We start from the raw sequence: 18,886 nt of genomic DNA on the forward strand, positions 1-18,886 counted from the left end.
ACAGTATCATATGTATTGGGAATCCTAAGAGATTTGTCTTTAAAGAATACAAATACGGCGACAGTAATATGCCATCGAAAGAGGTGTCGTTAAAATAACTTCCCCATCTTAATGTGTTTAAAGAAAAATACAGCAGCCAAAATAAAATGTGATGTTTTAAAGATACTTTGTAAAGGTGATTTGAAATAAATTGCACTTTTTTAGAAGAATTAAGGAGGTTTTGTGATGTTTACCTGAGTTAATATGTTATCCGTCTAAATAACTTTAGATATTCGTTAAATTTATGAATTTTTAATGTAATAAATTCATTAAATCATTTATGAAACAAATTATACTACTCCTCTTGTCTTTTATTTTTATTACCAGTTGTAACCAAACTTCAGTAAAAAAGAGCCCTAAAATGGATGTTGTAAACACGCACGTAAATCCGTTTATAGGAACTGGAGGTCACGGGCATACCTATCCAGGAGCAACTGTTCCGTTTGGGATGTTACAAGTAAGTCCTTTAAATGGTATAACTGATTGGGATTGGTGTTCGGGTTATCATTATTCTGATTCTATAGCAGTGGGATTTAGTCACTTAAGTTTAAGCGGAACAGGAATTGGTGATTTAGCCGATGTAATTTTTATGCCTGTTAATAAGGAAGTAGATATTACTGTAACCCCAAAAAATAGAGATTCTTTAAACTATAAATCGGCTTACAGTCATAATAATGAAACTGCTTCACCTGGATATTATCAGGTATATTTAGAAGATCACGATATAAATGTCGAGTTAACTACTGCGTTAAGAACGGCATACCATAAATACACGTTTAAAACAAATGATCCGCAAACTGTTGTGGTCGATTTAGGTTTTGGAATAAATTGGGACAAAGCTACCGAATCGTCCATAACGGTAGAGGATGATTATACTATAAGTGGTTACCGCTTTAGTACAGGATGGGCAAAAAATCAAAAAGTGTTTTTTGTAGCTCAGTTTTCTAAACCCATCACCAAACATAATTTAGTTTCGGACAGTCAGACTATTGAAGGTCTTATTGCTAAGGGCGAAAAGACAGCAACACAATTGTTTTTTGATTCTAAAGAAGATACCGAATTATATGCCAAAGTCGCATTGTCATCTGTAAGTGTTGCCAATGCCAAAGACAATTTAGAAACTGATGGTTTTAAGTTTGAAGACGTAAAATTAGCAGCAGAAAATACATGGAACGCAGCGTTATCCAAAATAAAGGTCGAAACGCCTATAGATTCACTAAAAACAATTTTTTATACGGCCATGTATCATACACAATTGGCTCCGGTGACTTTTAGCGATAAAAACGGGCAGTTTAGAAAAGAGAACGATAGTATTGAAACGGCCACAAATTACACGGCTTATTCTACACTTTCACTTTGGGATACGTTTAGAGCAGAACATCCTTTATTAACGTTAATCGCTCCAGATAAAGTTTCGGATATCACAAATTCAATGTTGGCGTATTACGATACTAAAAAGATACTTCCTGTTTGGACGCTTTATGGAAATGAAACCAATACCATGACAGGCTATCATTCAATTCCCGTAATTGTTGAAGCCTATTTGAAAGGTATTGATGGTTTTGATGCTGAAAAAGCATATGAAGCCATGAAAACAACCATGATGCAAGACGAACGTGGTTTAAAATTTTATAAAGAATTTGGATATATACCTTACGAGTTGTTAGATGAATCTGTAACCATAACTTTAGAATATGCTTACAATGATTGGTGTGTCGCACAAATGGCAAAAGCACTTGGCAAAACAGAAGATTATAATTACTTTTTAAATCGTTCTAAAGCATATCAATATTTATTTGATCCTGAAACTGGTTTTATGAGAGGTAAAGCTGAAGATGGAAAATCTTGGCATACACCATTCGATCCAAAATATTCTAACCATAGAGAACATACAGACTATACAGAAGGTAATGCATGGCAACACAGTTGGTTTGTACCACATAATGTAGAAGATTTTATAACATTACATGGCAGCAACGAGGTGTTTACTGGTCGTTTAGAACAGTTGTTTACAGAAAGTTCTGAAATTACAGGAACCAATACCTCTGCAGATATTTCTGGTTTAATTGGGCAGTATGCGCATGGTAACGAACCAAGTCATCATATAGCGTATATGTTTAATGCGGCAAACAAACCGTGGCGCACACAATATTGGTCCAGGCATATTTTAGATACCCAGTATAATACTACACCAAATGGATTAAGTGGAAATGAAGACTGCGGACAAATGAGTGCGTGGTATGCGTTAAGCTCTATAGGCTTATACCCAATGAATCCAGCTTCAACAGTATATGAAATTGGGAGTCCGATTTTTGAGAAAGCAACCCTTTCAATTTCAGAAGATAAAACCTTTGTAATAGAAGCAGAACACGTTTCGGCTCAAAATATATATATACAGTCAGCGACACTAAATGGCGAATTGTTTAATCAATCTTCCATTTCCCATGAAACCATAAAGCATGGAGGGACACTTCATTTTGTAATGGGGGACACACCAAATAAATCATGGGGAATTAACAAAAACAACAAGCGCTAATGCATAGTATAGACGTAATAATTATAGTACTGTATATTCTATTAACACTTGGGGTTGGTATTTGGATATCTAAAAGAGCATCAAAAGGATTAGATTCTTATTTTTTAGGAGGTAAAAGTATAAAATGGTATTACTTAGGATTAAGTAATGGTTCAGGAATGTTTGATGTGTCCGGAACAGCATGGATGGTTGGTTTACTGTTTTTGTATGGTGCAAAGAGTTTCATGTTTATGTGGATGTGGCCCATTTGGAATCAAATTTTCATTATGGTGTTCTTAGCCGTTTGGATAAGACGTTCGAATATTATGACGGGTTCCGAATGGATTTTAACACGTTTTGGAGATGATAAAGCAGGTAGAGCTTCTCACTTAATTGTGGCTATTTTCGCTATTGTAGCTTCTGTTGGTTTTATAGCGTATTTCTTTGAAGGTGTAGGTAAATTTATGTCTGTTATTTTACCTTGGGACATTGCTATAGAATTTAACAACGCTGTATTAATTACATCAAGTCAGAGTTACGCCCTAATCATTATATTTTTAACGACTATTTATACCATAAAAGGCGGTATGTTTTCTGTGGTAGCCACAGAAGTATTACAATACGGAATTATGGTATTGTCGGGTGTATTGGTCGCTATTTATGCATTTGTAACCGTTACAGATTTAGAAATTAATAATATCATCTCTGCAGAATGGAGTACAATCTTTTTCGGAAATTCTATAGAAGGTTCTTGGACAGGGCAACTTACGGCTTTTAATAATCTTGTAGATACACAAGGGTATAAAATGTTCGGAGCTTTTATTGGTATGTGTTTGTTTAAAGGTTTTTTTGCGAGTATTGCAGGACCAACTCCAAGTTACGATATGCAACGTATTTTATCTACTAGATCTGTAAAAGAGGCGGCATACATGAGTGGATTTACAAACCTTATTTTATTTATACCACGCTATTTGCTTATTGGAGGTATTGTAGTGTTAGCCTTGGTTTATCTTGCACCGTTTATGGCTGCATCTCCGACGTTGAGTTTAGGCGATCTAGAAATAATCTTACCTACAGTTATTAATAATCATGTGCCTGTCGGGATAAAAGGATTATTACTTGCCGGGCTTTTAGCCGCATTTATGTCTACGTTTTCTGCGTTTGTAAATTCAGGGCCAGCTTATGTTGTAAACGATATTTATAAAAAATACTACAAACCAAATGCAAAAGAGGAACATTATATAAAAGCGAGTCATATTACTTCGTTTATTATTGTAATCTTAGGTGTTATTATGGGATTTTTCGCAGAGTCTATTAATGCCATCACGCTTTGGATTACTAGTGCGCTTTATGGTGGTTATGTGGCAGCAAACTTTCTAAAATGGATTTGGTGGCGATTTAATGGTTGGGGATATTTTTGGGGCATGACCTCGGGATTAATTATTGCAACTTTACAGTTTCTGTTAGATATGAATAAAGCGAATTTTGAAGTCGATTCCTTTATGTATCATTGTGCACATATTCCTGTTATTTATATTTTTCCAATCATATTTACGGTATCCTTATTAGGTTCTTTCTTAGGGACATTTTTAACGCCAGCAACCAATATAGAAACCTTAAAAGCGTTTTATTTTAATGTACGACCTTGGGGATGGTGGAAACCGGTTTTAAAAGAACTTCAGAAAGAGGATAAGACCATAACTAAAAATGGAGATTTTGTATCAGATATGTTAAATTGCGTCGTGGGTATAGTATGGCAATCTAGTATGATTTTACTACCAATATATTTCATGATTAGAGATTATCCTAAAACATTCATGGCATTGGGAATCTTTGCAATCACCACAATTATATTAAAATTCACCTGGTTAGATAAAGTACGAAAACTTCCAGATGTCGATTAAAAAAAATAATAACCAACAAACTCAAAAGTAAATAAGAATGAAACAAATACCTTGGCAAGATAAGCCCAGTAACTGTAATGATGTTATGTGGCGCTACTCAGAAAACCCTATTATAGATAGATATAGTATTCCGTCGTCAAATAGTATTTTTAATAGTGCCGTTGTGCCTTTTAAAGATGGGTTTGCAGGGGTTTTTCGTTGTGACAATAAAGCTGTGCAAATGAATATTTTTGCAGGCTTTAGTAAAGATGGTATAAACTGGGATATAGAACACGAGCCTATTGTTATGAAGGCTGGAAATACCGACATGATTGAATCTGATTATAAATACGATCCACGTGTGGTATTTATAGAAGATCGTTATTGGATTACCTGGTGTAATGGCTATAACGGACCAACTATTGGTATTGGGTATACATTCGATTTTAAAGAATTTTTCCAGTGTGAAAATGCCTTTTTGCCATTTAATAGAAATGGAGTCTTGTTTCCGCAGAAAATAAATGGTAAATATGCCATGTTAAGCAGACCTAGTGATAATGGACATACACCTTTTGGTGATATTTATATTAGTTACAGTCCAGATATGAAATATTGGGGAGAACACCGTTGTGTTATGAAAGCGTCTAATTTTGAAGATAGTGCTTGGCAATGTACAAAGATTGGTGCAGGACCAATTCCTATTTTAACAGACGAAGGTTGGTTAATGATTTATCATGGTGTAATTAATACCTGTAACGGCTTTAGATATGCTATGGGATCTGCGTTATTAGACGAAAACGAACCCGATAAAGTAAAATATAGAACGCAACCTTATTTATTAGGTCCAGCCGAAATTTACGAGCAAGTAGGAGATGTGCCTAATGTTGTGTTTCCTTGTGCCGCATTGCACGATACTAAAGAAGATAAATTAGCAGTGTATTATGGTGCTGCAGATACAGTAGTAGCTATGGCTTTTGGAAAGTTAAGTGAAGTTATCGATTTTACTAAAAATAATAGTTTATAAAACATTAAACATGCAGGTTAAAAATACGTTTTTGTGGGTATTATGTTGTGGTTTAGTAAGCATAAGCAATGCTCAAGATCAAAAAGATATTATTCCGCAAACTTATACCGCTTATAAAACACCAGAAACGATTACTATTGATGGTGAAGCTAACGATGCCGCATGGAATGAAGTTGCATGGACAAATTTGTTCATTGATATTGAAGGTGAAAAACAACCCAAATATAAAACGGAAGTTAAAATGCTTTGGGACGATACGTATTTTTATGTGTTAGCCAAAATGGAAGAACCTCATGTGTGGGCAGACATTACTAAAAGGGATGCTATTATATTTCATAATAACGATTTTGAAGTGTTTGTAGATCCTACGGGCGATACACATAATTATTACGAGTTAGAACTAAACGCGTTAAATACGGCTTGGGATTTGTTTGTGTCTAAACCATATCGTAATCCAAATGTGGTATTAAACGATTGGAATATTATAGGTTTAAAATCGGCTGTTACAGTAAATGGTACGCTAAATAATCCTAACGATACCGATACAGGTTGGATGTTAGAAATCGCGATTCCGTGGTCAGCATATAAAACGGGGTATTTCCATAAAAATGTACCTACAGATAAATTTTGGCGCGTTAATTTTTCTCGTGTAAATTGGGATCATCAAATTACCGATGGAAAATACGAAAGAAAAAAAGATGCTAATGGAAAGCGCTTACACGAATACAATTGGGTATGGTCGCCTATGGGCGTTATAAACATGCACGAACCAGAAAAATGGGGATATGTATTTTTCTCTTCAGAAACACCTAAAAAAGAAAATACCTTCGAAATTCCTCAAGACGATAAAATAAAATGGGAATTGTATAAAATGTATCGCAAACAAACGGCACATTTTAAAGAGACAACTAGTTATTTTACTTCAATAGCACATTTAAAACAATCAGAGATTAAAGTCGACGGAAAATTAATACAGCCGAAATTAGAAACCCACAGCATGGGATGGAACATATCAGTTAAAAGTCCATTCACAAATAAAATGCTAACGGTAAAAGAAGACGGAAAATTTATATCAGAATAATAATACTATGAGAATATTAAAAATTGCTTTTCTAAGCGTTATATTAAGTGTGGTGTCTTGTAATGATAATACAACTGCACCAAAAGAAAATTTAAAAACTAAAGAGGTTGTTGCAGAAGCGCCTACTAGTTTTAAATATTGGAAATGGATTGCTGTAGGAGATAAAGAATCAGCATCTAGTATAGAAAAGAGATTTAGTATTTTAAAAGAAAATGGTATTGATGCTATTTTAATCAATACAAATGCAGATCCTAAAACATTATCTAAGGCAGCACCAATAGCAAATAAGTTAGGTTTAGAGGTGCATGCTTGGATGTTTACCACAAACAGACCAGGAGATTCTATAGCGCAACAACACCCAGATTGGTATATGGTTAGTCGTAGCGGAAAGTCTTGTTTTGTAAAAGAAGACAGACCGTATGTAGGATATTATCAATGGTTATCTCCAAGTCATCCAGAAGCAAGAAAACACATTTTAAGTCTGGTAGAAGGTTTGGCTAAGGTAGAAGGGGTAACAAGTGTACACTTAGATTATATACGTTATCCAGATGTGTATTTACCAGTTGGATTACTTCCAAAATACGATTTAAAACAAGAAGAAGAATTACCAGATTACGATTTCGATTATTCTGATGCTAGTGTAGAAAAATTTATGGCACTTCACCATAAAGATCCTCGTAAAATGGAAAACCCTGCGATTGATATTGAATGGAAAAATTTCCGTTTAAATGAAATAAGATCTCTTGTAAACGAAGCATACGAAGTGGTACATAAACATGATAAAAAATTAAGTGCTGCAGTATTTCCTTATCCAGAAATGGCAGATCATATGGTACGTCAACGTTGGGATAAATGGAAAATTGATATGGTTTTACCAATGATTTATTATAATTTTTATAATGAAGAATTAGACTGGATTGGATATGCTACAAAGCAAGGTGTGGAAGATTTAGAAGGAAAACCAACAGAATTACACACGGGTTTATTTACACCTAAATTAACGCCAGAAGATTTAAAAAAGGCTATTCAAATGGCAAAAGATAACGGCGCAAGTGGAATTGCATTTTTTGATGATGGAAAAATGACAGAAGAGCAATTCGAAATTATTAAAAATTCTAAAGAATAAATACATGAATAAAAGTATTTACATAGCGGTATTAATAATTTGTTGCTATGCCTGTAAAAAAGAAAAACAAGTTGAAGTAGAAGTTAAACCTGATGCGTTAACATCGTTTGTAAATACTTTTATTGGAACCGATGGCCCTGGGAATACGTATCCAGGAGCCACCGTGCCTTTTGGAATGGTGCAATTAAGTCCCGACCATGGGATTCCGGGTTGGGATAGAATTTCTGGGTATTTTTATCCGGATTCTATTATTTCCGGATTTTCGCACACCCATTTAAGTGGCACAGGAGCAGGCGATATGTACGATATTTTGGTAATGCCAACCAATAGCAGATCGTCTAAAAAAATTAAAGAGAATAATTTTAAACCGTTTTCTCGTTTTTCTCACGATAATGAAACGGCTTCTCCTGGATATTATAGCGTGATGCTTTCAGATTTTGGAATACATGCAGAAGTTACTGCTACACGCAGAACAGGAATTCATCAATACACATTTCCTAAAGATAGTTTATCTCAAATTCATATCGATTTAGGCTATTCTTTAAATTGGGACAAACCCACCGAAACGCATTTCAATATTGTTGACGATACAACCATAGAAGGTTATAGATTGTCTAAAGGTTGGGCCAGAGACCAGCGTTTATATTTTGTAATTAAGCTGTCAAAGCCTTTTAAATCTTACACATTGTTAAGTGAAGGCGAACGGGTAGAATCTCCAATAACAGGCGTTAATACACAACTTATTTTAGATTATAGTACTGCAGAACAAGAGAAGATTGTTTTAAAAACAGGTTTGTCTACAGCCAGTATCGACGGGGCGTATAAATCTATTCAATCAGAAACTCCAGGTTTTAATTTTGAAGACATAAAAGCGGAAGCAGATGATGTTTGGAACAAACAACTACAAAAAATAAAGATCGAAACAGATGATGTGGAAAAGAAAACAATTTTCTATACCATGATGTATCAATCCATGTTAGCACCAACCTTATTAAGCGATTTAAATGGTGATTATAAAGGGGCAAACGATAGTATTATGAGTGCCCAAGGTTACGATCGTTATGATACATTTTCTCTTTGGGATACCTATAGAGCAGCACATCCATTACACACCATTTTACATCCAGAGCGTGTGTCTAGCATGATAAATTCACTTTTAGCACATTATAACGAAACAGGTTTATTGCCTGTTTGGTCTATGCAAGGGAACGAAACCAATATGATGATTGGTTACCATGCCGTTCCTGTTATAGTAGATGCTTATTTTAAAGGTGTTAAAAATTTTGATGCCGAATTGGCTTTTGAAGCATGTAAGCAAAGTGCGATGGATGACAGCAGACAAATTGATGATTATATGACATATGGTTATGTGCCTATTGATGACGATCATGAAAATTGGTCCGTGTCTAAAACTTTAGAATACGCTTACGATGATTGGTGTATTGCGCAATTCGCTAAAGATTTAGGCAAGGAAGTCGATTATAAATATTTTTCTGCACGTGCCAATAACTGGAAAAATATTTACGATTCTAAAAGTACATTTATGCGTCCGAAGTATAAAGATGGTAAGTTTATAGAACATTTTATTCCTAAAGAATACACACCATATTTTTGCGAAAGTAATGCATGGCAATATGTATGGTCTGTACCACAAGATGTGGAAGGTTTAATAGATACGATTGGTCGAGAAACGGCTTTCGAGACAAAGTTAGATTCTATGTTTTCTTATTATCCGCTAGCAAACGATAAACTGCCAATTTTTAGTACAGGAATGATCGGGCAATATGCACACGGTAATGAACCAAGTCACCATGTTGGATATTTATATAACTACATTGGTAAACCTTGGAAAACGCAAGAAAAAGTGCGAGAAATATTAGAAACACAATATAAAAATGCACCTAATGGACATTGCGGTAATGAAGACTGCGGACAAATGTCGTCTTGGTATATTTTCAGTAGTTTAGGATTTTATCCTGTAAATCCTGCACAAGGAGTGTATAGTTTTGGTTCACCATTGTTTGATAAAGCCACTTTAAATTTAGAAAACGGAAATACATTTACTGTTTTAGCTGAAAATAACAGTAAGGCGAATAAGTATATCCAATCCATAACCTTAAACGGAACGGCTATTAAACAAAGTTATATTACACATAAAACCATTATGGAAGGTGGAGAATTGATTTTTGTTATGGGCGATCAGCCTAATAAAAATGATGCGTTTGTAATGGCGCCATCATCACAGGTGTTTAATTAATTGATTTAGAAGTTATGTCAGGTAGAAGGAAATTTTTAAAAAAAGCAGCTTTAGGTACAGTAGGACTTAGTGCATTATATACTAATACAGCTCTTGCAAAAGATACTGTTTTAACTTCAGAAAATTACGGTGCTAATATCGCGAAAAAACCTTTAATAATTTCAACTTGGAATCATGGTTTAGCTGCAAACCAAGCTGCTTGGGAGACTTTAAAAAAAGGTGAATCTGGATTATCTGCTATAGAAACAGGTTTAAAAATATCTGAAGCCGATCCAAAAGTAAGAAGTGTAGGTTTCGGCGGTTTACCTGATCGTGAAGGTAAAGTCACGTTAGATGCTTGCATTATGGACCAAAATAGTGATTGTGGTTCTGTTTCATTTTTACAAGGCATAAAACATCCTATTTCTGTAGCTAGAAAAGTTTTAGAAGAGACACCTCACGTGATGTTAACGGGGCAAGGTGCTTTTAATTTTGCATTGTCTCAAGGTTTTAAAGAAGAAAATTTACTGACTCCTGAGTCTGAAAAAGCATGGAAAAACTGGTTAGAAAAATCAAAATATCAGCCGGTAATTAACATTGAAAATCACGATACAATAAGCATGCTAATTATAGATGCCGAGGGGAATCTTACTGGCGGTTGCACAACAAGTGGTGCAGCATGGAAAATGCATGGTCGTGTTGGAGATTCGCCAATTATTGGTGCAGGTTTATTTTTAGATAATGAAGTGGGCGGAGCAGCAGCTACTGGTTTAGGTGAAGCAGTTATTAGAACTGCCGGAAGCGCTATGGTTGTAGAGCTTATGCGTCAAGGGAAATCACCTAACGAAGCTTGTAAAGAAATTGTAGAGCGTATTTATAATAAACACAAAAACCATAAAGACATGCCGTATTTGCAGGTCGGTTTTATTGCTGTAAATAAACAAGGGGAATATGGTGGTTATAGTTTACGTGGCGGTTTTAATTATGCCGTTTGTGATGAAGAAAAAGGAAATAGAATGGAAAAGCCAGGTTCTAAAATGACTTGGAAAGATTGAAGTAAATAGAATTAAAATGACAAAGACAAGCAAGCTTAATATCAATTATACCTTAATAATTATCTTTTTTGTTTTGCTTAGTGCATGCCAAAGTAAAAACGATAAAGTTTATACGGAAGCAGATATACACATTATTCCTAAAGTTGAAACCCTTCAACTAAAGTCGGGTGTTTTTAAGTTTAATGAAACGACTCAGTTTGTAGTTTCAAACGAAAGTCAGAAACCCGCTGCTCAATTATTAATTAATAAATTTAAATCTTCCGCTCAATTAGACTTAGAAATTACAGCACAATCTTCAGACGAAAATGTAATTGTTTTTGAATTGGATTCTAATCTAGAACCAGAACATTACATCTTAGATGTTTCAGAAAAAAAGATAATAATTAAAGCCTCAGATAATTCAGGATTTTTATATGCTGTGCAATCACTGCGTCAATTATTGCCAACTGCAATAGAAAGTCAATCTCCAGTAATTGGTATCAATTGGGAAGTTCCTAGTTTAAAAATTGAAGACGGCCCTCGTTTTAAATGGCGTGGATTAATGTTAGATCTATCGCGTCATTTTTTTGACAAAGATTATTTGTTAGAAACTATAGATGCTTTGTCTTTGTTGAAGATGAATGTGCTTCACTTGCATTTAGTAGATGATCAAGGTTGGCGTATAGAAATTAAAAAATATCCGAAGTTAACAGAAATAGGAGCATGGCGCGTAGATCAAGAAGACAAACCATGGGGTTCTAGAACTGTAAACAGTCCTGATGAAAAAGGAACTTATGGTGGGTTTCTAACCCAAGACCAATTAAAGGAAGTTGTCGCTTATGCTCAATTAAAAGGTGTAGAAATTATTCCAGAAATAGAAATGCCAGCCCATGTATCTAGTGCAATTGCGGCTTATCCTGAACTGTCTTGTTTTGATAATCCGAAACAAATTGCTGTACCTTCTGGTGCATTGTGGCCAATTACAGATATTTATTGCGCCGGGAAAGAGCATACGTTTGAATTTCTAGAAGATGTTTTAACCGAAGTGATGACTGTTTTTCCTTCAAAATATATTCATATTGGAGGAGATGAAGCTACTAAGACACATTGGGAAACGTGTCCGTATTGCCAAAAAAGAATTAATGACGAGCATTTAGAAGATGTTGAAGAATTACAAAGTTATTTTATAAAACGTATTGAAAAATTCATCAATTCTAAAGGAAAAAAACTAATTGGTTGGGATGAGATTTTAGAAGGCGGATTGGCACCTGATGCAACAGTAATGAGTTGGCGCGGATTTAAAGGTGGCTTGGAAGCAGCTGCTCAAGGTCACGATGTGGTGATGACTCCGGTTTCTCATTCCTATTTCGATTATTACCAAGGGCCTCCTGAATTAGAACCTGTTGCTGGTGGTAGTGTTACTACCGTGAGTAAAGTGTATCAGTTCGATCCAGTTGTAGACTCCATGACTGAAGAAGAAGCTAAACATGTTTTAGGTGGACAAGCTAACCTTTGGGCAGAACATATTCCTACAGAATCGCATTCACAATACATGATATTTCCGAGACTTACAGCTTTAGCCGAAACCGTTTGGAGTGCGAAAGCGTTACGGAATTGGGATGATTTTTCTAAACGTTTACCTTCTGCTTTCGAGCGTTATGAATATCTTGGAATTAATTATGCCAAAAGTTCTTTTATTGTAACCTCCGATATGCAGACCGATTTAGAAGAAAAAACAGTGTCTTTAGTTTTACATAATGAATATGCAGATTCAGATATTCGGTATGCTTTAAATGATGCGCAGTTAAATAGAGAATCTAAACCTTATACCAAGCCTATTGTTTTAAATAACACAACTATTGTAAAAGCTGGATTATTCAAAAATGATAGTCTAGTTGGTCCTATTTTTACAGATACCATTACGTTCCATAATGCTGTGGCTCATAAGGTGAATTATCAGACCATATATCATGAAAGATATGCAGGAACAGGAACGTCTAATTTGGTGAATACTTTGCGCGGAACTAAAAATTTTAGAGATGGCCGCTGGCAAGCATGGTTAAATACGCCTCTAGAAGTTACCATAGATTTAGAAGATGAGAAACCAATAAGTCAGATCACGTTTGGGACTATGGAAAATCAAAAAAATGGTATTTATTATCCATCATCAATAGAAGTTCTTGTATCTAAAGATGGGATAACATATAAAAGTGTTAGAAGTATAAATAGACCGTTTGTTTTTAATACAGAACCAGAACTACACAATTTTAAATTAGATTTTAAATTACAGCACGCAAGATTTATAAAAGTAAAAGCAAGTATCGCTAAAAATGTAGAAAATGCTAAAGAGCGTTGGTTGTTTGTAGACGAAATTTTAATTAATTAAATCGTGGTTAAAGCCTATTTAGTCCAATTTGTGCTATGTAGGTTTTTTAAATTAAATTAATATTTTAGATGTCTGAAAGGTATCTAAACCCAATAGTTTTCTATGAAAAAGAAATTCCTAATGTTATGTGCTTTAATGCATATAATAATTTTAAATGCACAAGAATTTTCAAATTATGTGAATCCGTTTATCGGAACATCAAATTTTGGAGCCACTAACCCGGGAGCTATAGCTCCGCGTGGTATGGCAAGTGTATCACCTTTTAATGTAGCAGGATCACAAAATACTTTAGAAAAAGACAGCCGTTGGTTGTCTAATCCTTACGTGAATGAAAATACGTTTTTAACAGGTTATTCTCATGTAAATTTAAGTGGAGTAGGTTGTCCAGATTTAGGTGTTATTCTATTCATGCCAACTTCCGGAGCATTAGAAACGAATCATTTAAAATACGGCAGTACGTACACTAACGAGGTAGCAAAAGCGGGTTATTATTCTAATGTATTATCTAAATATAATATAAAAGTAGAAACCACAGCTACAACCAGAACGGGTGTGTCTCGCTATACGTTTCTAAAAGGAGAATCTAATATATTATTGAATCTGGGGTTAGGGTTGACTAATGAAGAAGGTGCTTCTGTAAAAATAGTGTCTGCAACAGAAATTGAAGGTATGCGTAGTGTAGGGTCATTTTGTTATTACAAGCCAGAAGAAGCGTATCCGGTTTATTTTGTAGCTAAATTTAGTGAGCCTGCAGAAAAGTATGGAGTTTGGAAAACGGCTAGACCATATAAAGGTGCAGAAGCAGAATGGATGGTATATAATGGGAAACCAAGAATTATGGAAGGTTACCAAAAAGAAGTGGTGGGCGATAGTATTGGGAGTTATTTTAGTTATAATTTCGATAAGCCAACGCAAGTAGAGGTAAAGGTTGGGATTTCTTATGTGAGTATAGAAAATGCACGCGAAAATTTAGAAAAAGAAACACAAGATTTATCTTTTGATGATATTTATAATGAAACAGCAACTGCTTGGGACACGCAATTATCAAAAATAAAGGTTGAAGGCGGCTCTCAAGATGATAAGGTTATTTTTTACACGGCTTTATATCACAGTTTAATACATCCTAATATTTTAAATGATTACAATGGCGACTATCCAAAAATGGCCACACGAGAAACTTTAAATACTACCGATACACGTTTTACGGTGTTCTCGTTTTGGGATACATATAGAAACTTACATGCTTTAATGTCTTTGGTGTATCCCAAACAACAATCTAATATGGTAAAAAGCATGTTAGATATTTATGATGAAAGTGGTTGGTTACCAAAATGGGAACTTAATGCAACAGAAACAACAACTATGGTTGGCGATCCAGCAGGTATTATACTTACTGATACCTACTTAAAAGGGATAAAAGATTTTGATATAGAAAAAGCTTACGAAGCCATGGTAAAAAGTGCCGATGCTTTAGAAGATAATCCATTACGTCCCAATATAGAAACGTATATTAATAAAGGTTATTTAACCAGTAAGCAAAGAGGTGCCGTTTCAACAACTCAAGAATATAATGCAACCGATTTTTCGATTGCATTATTAGCTAAAGCTTTAGATAAAAAAGACGATTATAAACGTTTCTCAAAACGAGCCGTTTCTTATAGAAAGTTGTTCGATAAAAATTTAATGTTACTTCGTCCGCGAAATGCAGATGGTTCTTTTTACGAACCTTTCGATCCGTTAGCTGGAGCAAATTTCACAGAAAACATTGGATTTATAGAAGGTAATGCTTGGCAATATGCTTTTATGGTATCGCATGATATAAAAGGTTTAATGAAATTAATGGGTGGACAAAAAGCATTTAGCAAACAATTGCAAACCTTATTTAATACCGATCAATTCGATATGGCTAACGAGCCCGATATTGCTTATCCGTTCTTATTCAATTATGTTAAAGGCGAAGAGTGGCGCGCACAACAAAAAGTACAAGAGTTAATTAAAACATATTTTCAGAACAAACCTGCTGGCTTGCCTGGGAATGATGACACAGGAACCATGTCTGCATGGTTAATTTATAGCATGATGGGAATTTACCCTGTATCGCCAGGTGAACCGCTTTATACCATAACAACGCCTGTATTCGATAAAATAACAATCGCTCTAGATCAAAATTACTATGAAGGAAAAACACTTGTTATTGAAAAAGTAGGTTCTAAAGATGATATCGTCAAAACAATTCAACTTAATGGAAAAGCACATAAAAGCTACTTCATTAATCATTCAGATTTAATCAAGGGCTCAAATTTAAAAATCACCACAGATTAAGAAATCTGTCTCAAAAGAATAAAACCTCGTAGAAAGAAATTTTTACGAGGTTTTTTTATGTTTTAATCATAAATACTATCATTTATTGTATATCTATGATAGATAATATAAATCAGATTGCATCTTATTGATACTAAAAAAGTTAAATCCAAGAATAGTTTATAAATGTATGTTATTGATAATTTTTTGTTAAAAAAAAGGTATTTTCAGCTATCTAAGGAGTTAGATTTAGTAATATCTTAACATTTACAATACAATTATTAACGAAATATATGTTTTTCTAACCAACACCATTCTAGATTTGTTATTGGTCGAACTAATTTTATAAATTCTGAATTAGGTATTTACTTTATAACTGTTAGTTTGTTTGTTTAGTTAATAATTAAAGGGAGAGATGTTTAAAGTTTCTCCTTTTAATGTCTTAAAATATTTCGGAAATAATTAAACTAATTGCAAGAATACTAATCTAAATACTAGATAAGCTTTTAAATAGAACTAAGATTTTAGATCATTTTAACGGTATGCATTGAAAATCAATTATTAAAACAAAATCATACAAATATTAATAACCACATGAAAAACGTTAGTATAATTATTATCACACTTTTAATGTTGTGCTTTAGTTGTAAAGAGGATAAAAAAGAAGCTGTAGTCGTTGAAAAAGAGGCTCAGACTCCAAATATCGTGTTTATAATGAGTGATGATCATGCCTATCAAGCCATCAGTGCCTATGGTTACGGATTAAATAACACACCTAATATTGATAGAATCGCTAAAGAAGGTGCTATTTTTAATAGAGGATTTGTAACTAACTCCATTTGTGCTCCAAGTAGAGCGGTAATGCTAACGGGTAAGCACAGCTTTATAAATGGTAAAGTAGATAATGTGAGTCCTTTTAATTGGGATCAAGATAACTTTGCTAAATCGCTTCAAAAAGCGGGATATCAAACGGCCATGATAGGTAAAATTCATTTAGATGGTTTACCACAAGGTTTCGATTATTCTAATGTATTACCTGGTCAAGGTCAGTATTATTCACCAGAATTTATAGAGAACGGTATTAAAAAAACATACCCTGGTTATATCACTCAAGTCACTACAGATATTGCTTTAGATTGGTTAGAAAATAAAAGAGAAAAGGATAAGCCTTTTTTAATGTTATATCATCAAAAAGCACCGCATAGAACCTGGATGCCAGAAGAAAAATATTTAACCTTAATGGATAGTGTAACCTTCGATCCGCCAGCAAATTTCTTTGATGATTACGAAGGAAGACCTGCTGCAGCTGCTCAAGAAATGAGTATTCTAGAAGATATGGATTTGGTTTACGATTTAAAAATGCTGGATAAAGATGGAGATATTAAAACCAAATACCGAGGCATGTTCCAAAGAAAGTATGATAGAATGACCGAGGAACAAAAAGCGGCTTGGGATGCGTATTACGATCCGATTATTGCCGATTTTAAATCTAAAAAATTAGAAGGTAAAGAGCTTGCTATATGGAAATATAACCGCTATATGCATGATTATATAAGAACTATTCAGTCTGTAGACGATGGTGTTGGAGAGGTTTTAGATTACTTAAAAGCAAACGGATTAGAAGAAAATACTATAGTTGTGTATACCTCAGATCAAGGATTTTATTTAGGAGAACACGGTTGGTTTGATAAGCGTTTTATGTATGAAGAATCTTTTAGAACGCCAATTTTAATGAAATACCCTAATGAAATTAAAGCTGGGACCGTAATTAATGAATTGGTTCAAAATTTAGATTTCGCTCCAACCTTTTTAGATTATGCTGGTGTAGAAATTCCTAAAGATATTCAGGGCGAATCGTTAAGAAAATTAGTTAAAGGAGAAGCAAGCGAGTGGCGAGATGCAATTTACTATACGTTTTATGAGTTCCCAGGAGAACATCGTGTTAAACGTCATCATGGTGTGAGAACAGATCGTTATAAATTAATTCATTTCTATTACGATATCGATCAATGGGAATTATACGATTTAGAAAAAGATCCATCAGAAATGCACAATCTTTATAACAATCCGGAATATTCAAGTGTGCAAGAAGATATGCATAAGCAGTTGGAACGTATGAGAACAAAATATGGAGATAGTGACGAGCTTGATAAGAAGAGTTTAGATCATTATTTAGATGCTAAAAATATTAATCATTAATGAAAAATAGTCAAATGAAAAAAAAGAATCTAATTGCTTTTATGTTGCTTCTAGTAGTAGCTTCTGGCTACGCACAATCTAAAGTTAATTATTTAGAAGAATCGGAAGCAGACTTTAGTAAAAGAATGCAATGGTTCACAGATGCTAAATATGGTATGTTTGTTCATTTTGGTTTGTATAGTCAACTGGGAGGAATCTACAAAGGAAATGATGAAGGGCGTTATGCCGAGTGGATTCAAGGGAATCAAAATATCCCGTCAGATGAATATGCTAAATTAATAGACACTTGGGACCCTAAAGATTTTGATGCAGATGAGATTGTAAAGTTAGCTAAAGCATCCGGTATGAAATATTTAGTGATTACAACTAAACATCATGAAGGGTTTTGTCTATGGGATTCTGAATACACCGATTTCGATATTGCAAATACCCCAATGAAAGGTCGCGATTTAGTTCAAGAATTAGCAGACGCTTGTAAAAAAGAAGGTATTGTTTTCGGTACCTATTATAGTATTACAGATTGGCATCAAGGTGCTCAATATATCGAAGAAGGTAAAGGTTGGGGAATGACCTTAATGCATGAAGGTAGAAAGCAAGAATATGTTACCTACATGAAAAATCAAATTAAAGAATTAATTGAAAAGTACGATAGCAATATTATTTGGTTCGATGCCGACTGGGTAGATTGGTGGACATTAGAAGATGGTAAAGCATTGTATCAATATATCAGAGAACTTAAACCAAGTATTATTATTAATAACAGAGTGGCTAAACGAAAAATATTTAAAAAAGATTTCGGGACGCCTGAGCAGTTTCACTTAGAAAATAAAGTAGACTACTATTGGGAAGCATGTTATACGTTAAATGATTCTTGGGGATTTAAAATTAAAGATACAGATTGGAAAACTCCTGAAGTGGTTTATGAGAAACTTAAAGATATTAATGGGAAAGGCGGTAACTTTTTATTAAATATCGGTCCAGATGGCGATGGAAATGTTCCTGAAGAATCTGCGAAAATTTTAATTGAAGTTGGAAAAATGTTGGCTAAAGAAGAAAAATAAT

Annotated in this window: 11 protein-coding genes; all 11 read left to right on the forward strand. The window is 34.2% G+C overall.

Features of this window, described 5'->3' with window-relative positions; translation table 11 throughout:
* Positions 1-319: 319 nt before the first annotated feature.
* A complete protein-coding gene (locus tag AST99_RS18140) occupies positions 320-2,575 on the forward strand; it encodes a GH92 family glycosyl hydrolase (RefSeq protein ID WP_057784240.1) in 2,256 nt (751 codons plus the stop codon).
* The gene (locus AST99_RS18145; RefSeq protein WP_057784241.1) at positions 2,575-4,458 is read left to right on the forward strand and encodes a sodium:solute symporter family protein; all 1,884 of its coding nucleotides are present in this window, start codon (positions 2,575-2,577) and stop codon (positions 4,456-4,458) included. Before AST99_RS18140 ends, AST99_RS18145 begins: the two co-directional genes overlap by 1 nt.
* Before the next feature lie 37 nt (positions 4,459-4,495).
* On the forward strand, positions 4,496-5,461 hold the full coding sequence (locus tag AST99_RS18150) for a glycoside hydrolase family 130 protein (RefSeq protein ID WP_057784243.1): 966 nt from the start codon (positions 4,496-4,498) through the stop codon (positions 5,459-5,461).
* A 10-nt stretch (positions 5,462-5,471) separates the two neighbouring features.
* The gene (locus tag AST99_RS18155) at positions 5,472-6,542 is read left to right on the forward strand and encodes a carbohydrate-binding family 9-like protein (protein ID WP_057784245.1); all 1,071 of its coding nucleotides are present in this window, start codon (positions 5,472-5,474) and stop codon (positions 6,540-6,542) included.
* Positions 6,543-6,549: 7 nt separating this feature from the next.
* Complete coding sequence (locus AST99_RS18160; protein WP_057784247.1) at positions 6,550-7,668, forward strand: family 10 glycosylhydrolase; 1,119 nt, start codon at positions 6,550-6,552, stop codon at positions 7,666-7,668.
* A gap of 4 nt (positions 7,669-7,672) precedes the next feature.
* Positions 7,673-9,925 (forward strand): GH92 family glycosyl hydrolase, encoded by a 2,253-nt coding sequence (locus AST99_RS18165; RefSeq protein ID WP_057784250.1) that lies wholly within the window; start codon positions 7,673-7,675, stop codon positions 9,923-9,925.
* 14 nt (positions 9,926-9,939) lie between these two features.
* Positions 9,940-10,959, forward strand: coding sequence for a glycosylasparaginase (locus tag AST99_RS18170; RefSeq protein WP_057784252.1), 1,020 nt, complete (start codon positions 9,940-9,942; stop codon positions 10,957-10,959).
* A 16-nt stretch (positions 10,960-10,975) separates the two neighbouring features.
* Positions 10,976-13,324 (forward strand): beta-N-acetylhexosaminidase, encoded by a 2,349-nt coding sequence (locus tag AST99_RS18175; protein WP_057784254.1) that lies wholly within the window; start codon positions 10,976-10,978, stop codon positions 13,322-13,324.
* Positions 13,325-13,426: 102 nt separating this feature from the next.
* The gene (locus tag AST99_RS18180) at positions 13,427-15,646 is read left to right on the forward strand and encodes a GH92 family glycosyl hydrolase (RefSeq protein ID WP_057784256.1); all 2,220 of its coding nucleotides are present in this window, start codon (positions 13,427-13,429) and stop codon (positions 15,644-15,646) included.
* A gap of 573 nt (positions 15,647-16,219) precedes the next feature.
* Positions 16,220-17,824, forward strand: a complete 1,605-nt coding sequence (locus AST99_RS18185; RefSeq protein ID WP_057784258.1) for a sulfatase family protein — start codon at positions 16,220-16,222, stop codon at positions 17,822-17,824.
* A 14-nt stretch (positions 17,825-17,838) separates the two neighbouring features.
* Complete coding sequence (locus tag AST99_RS18190; protein WP_209542091.1) at positions 17,839-18,885, forward strand: alpha-L-fucosidase; 1,047 nt, start codon at positions 17,839-17,841, stop codon at positions 18,883-18,885.
* The last annotated feature ends 1 nt before the right edge of the window (position 18,886 follow it).

Origin of the sequence: Formosa algae (assembly GCF_001439665.1) — a bacterium.
GTDB classification, from domain to species: domain Bacteria; phylum Bacteroidota; class Bacteroidia; order Flavobacteriales; family Flavobacteriaceae; genus Formosa; species Formosa algae.

What these genes read in the sequence shown, in the direction of transcription:
- AST99_RS18140 (WP_057784240.1), top strand. Translation starts at nt 320, where the DNA reads ATGAAACAAATTATACTACTCCTCTTGTCTTTTATTTTTATTACCAGT.
- AST99_RS18145 (WP_057784241.1), top strand. Translation starts at nt 2,575, where the DNA reads ATGCATAGTATAGACGTAATAATTATAGTACTGTATATTCTATTAACA.
- AST99_RS18150 (WP_057784243.1), top strand. Translation starts at nt 4,496, where the DNA reads ATGAAACAAATACCTTGGCAAGATAAGCCCAGTAACTGTAATGATGTT.
- AST99_RS18155 (WP_057784245.1), top strand. Translation starts at nt 5,472, where the DNA reads ATGCAGGTTAAAAATACGTTTTTGTGGGTATTATGTTGTGGTTTAGTA.
- AST99_RS18160 (WP_057784247.1), top strand. Translation starts at nt 6,550, where the DNA reads ATGAGAATATTAAAAATTGCTTTTCTAAGCGTTATATTAAGTGTGGTG.
- AST99_RS18165 (WP_057784250.1), top strand. Translation starts at nt 7,673, where the DNA reads ATGAATAAAAGTATTTACATAGCGGTATTAATAATTTGTTGCTATGCC.
- AST99_RS18170 (WP_057784252.1), top strand. Translation starts at nt 9,940, where the DNA reads ATGTCAGGTAGAAGGAAATTTTTAAAAAAAGCAGCTTTAGGTACAGTA.
- AST99_RS18175 (WP_057784254.1), top strand. Translation starts at nt 10,976, where the DNA reads ATGACAAAGACAAGCAAGCTTAATATCAATTATACCTTAATAATTATC.
- AST99_RS18180 (WP_057784256.1), top strand. Translation starts at nt 13,427, where the DNA reads ATGAAAAAGAAATTCCTAATGTTATGTGCTTTAATGCATATAATAATT.
- AST99_RS18185 (WP_057784258.1), top strand. Translation starts at nt 16,220, where the DNA reads ATGAAAAACGTTAGTATAATTATTATCACACTTTTAATGTTGTGCTTT.
- AST99_RS18190 (WP_209542091.1), top strand. Translation starts at nt 17,839, where the DNA reads ATGAAAAAAAAGAATCTAATTGCTTTTATGTTGCTTCTAGTAGTAGCT.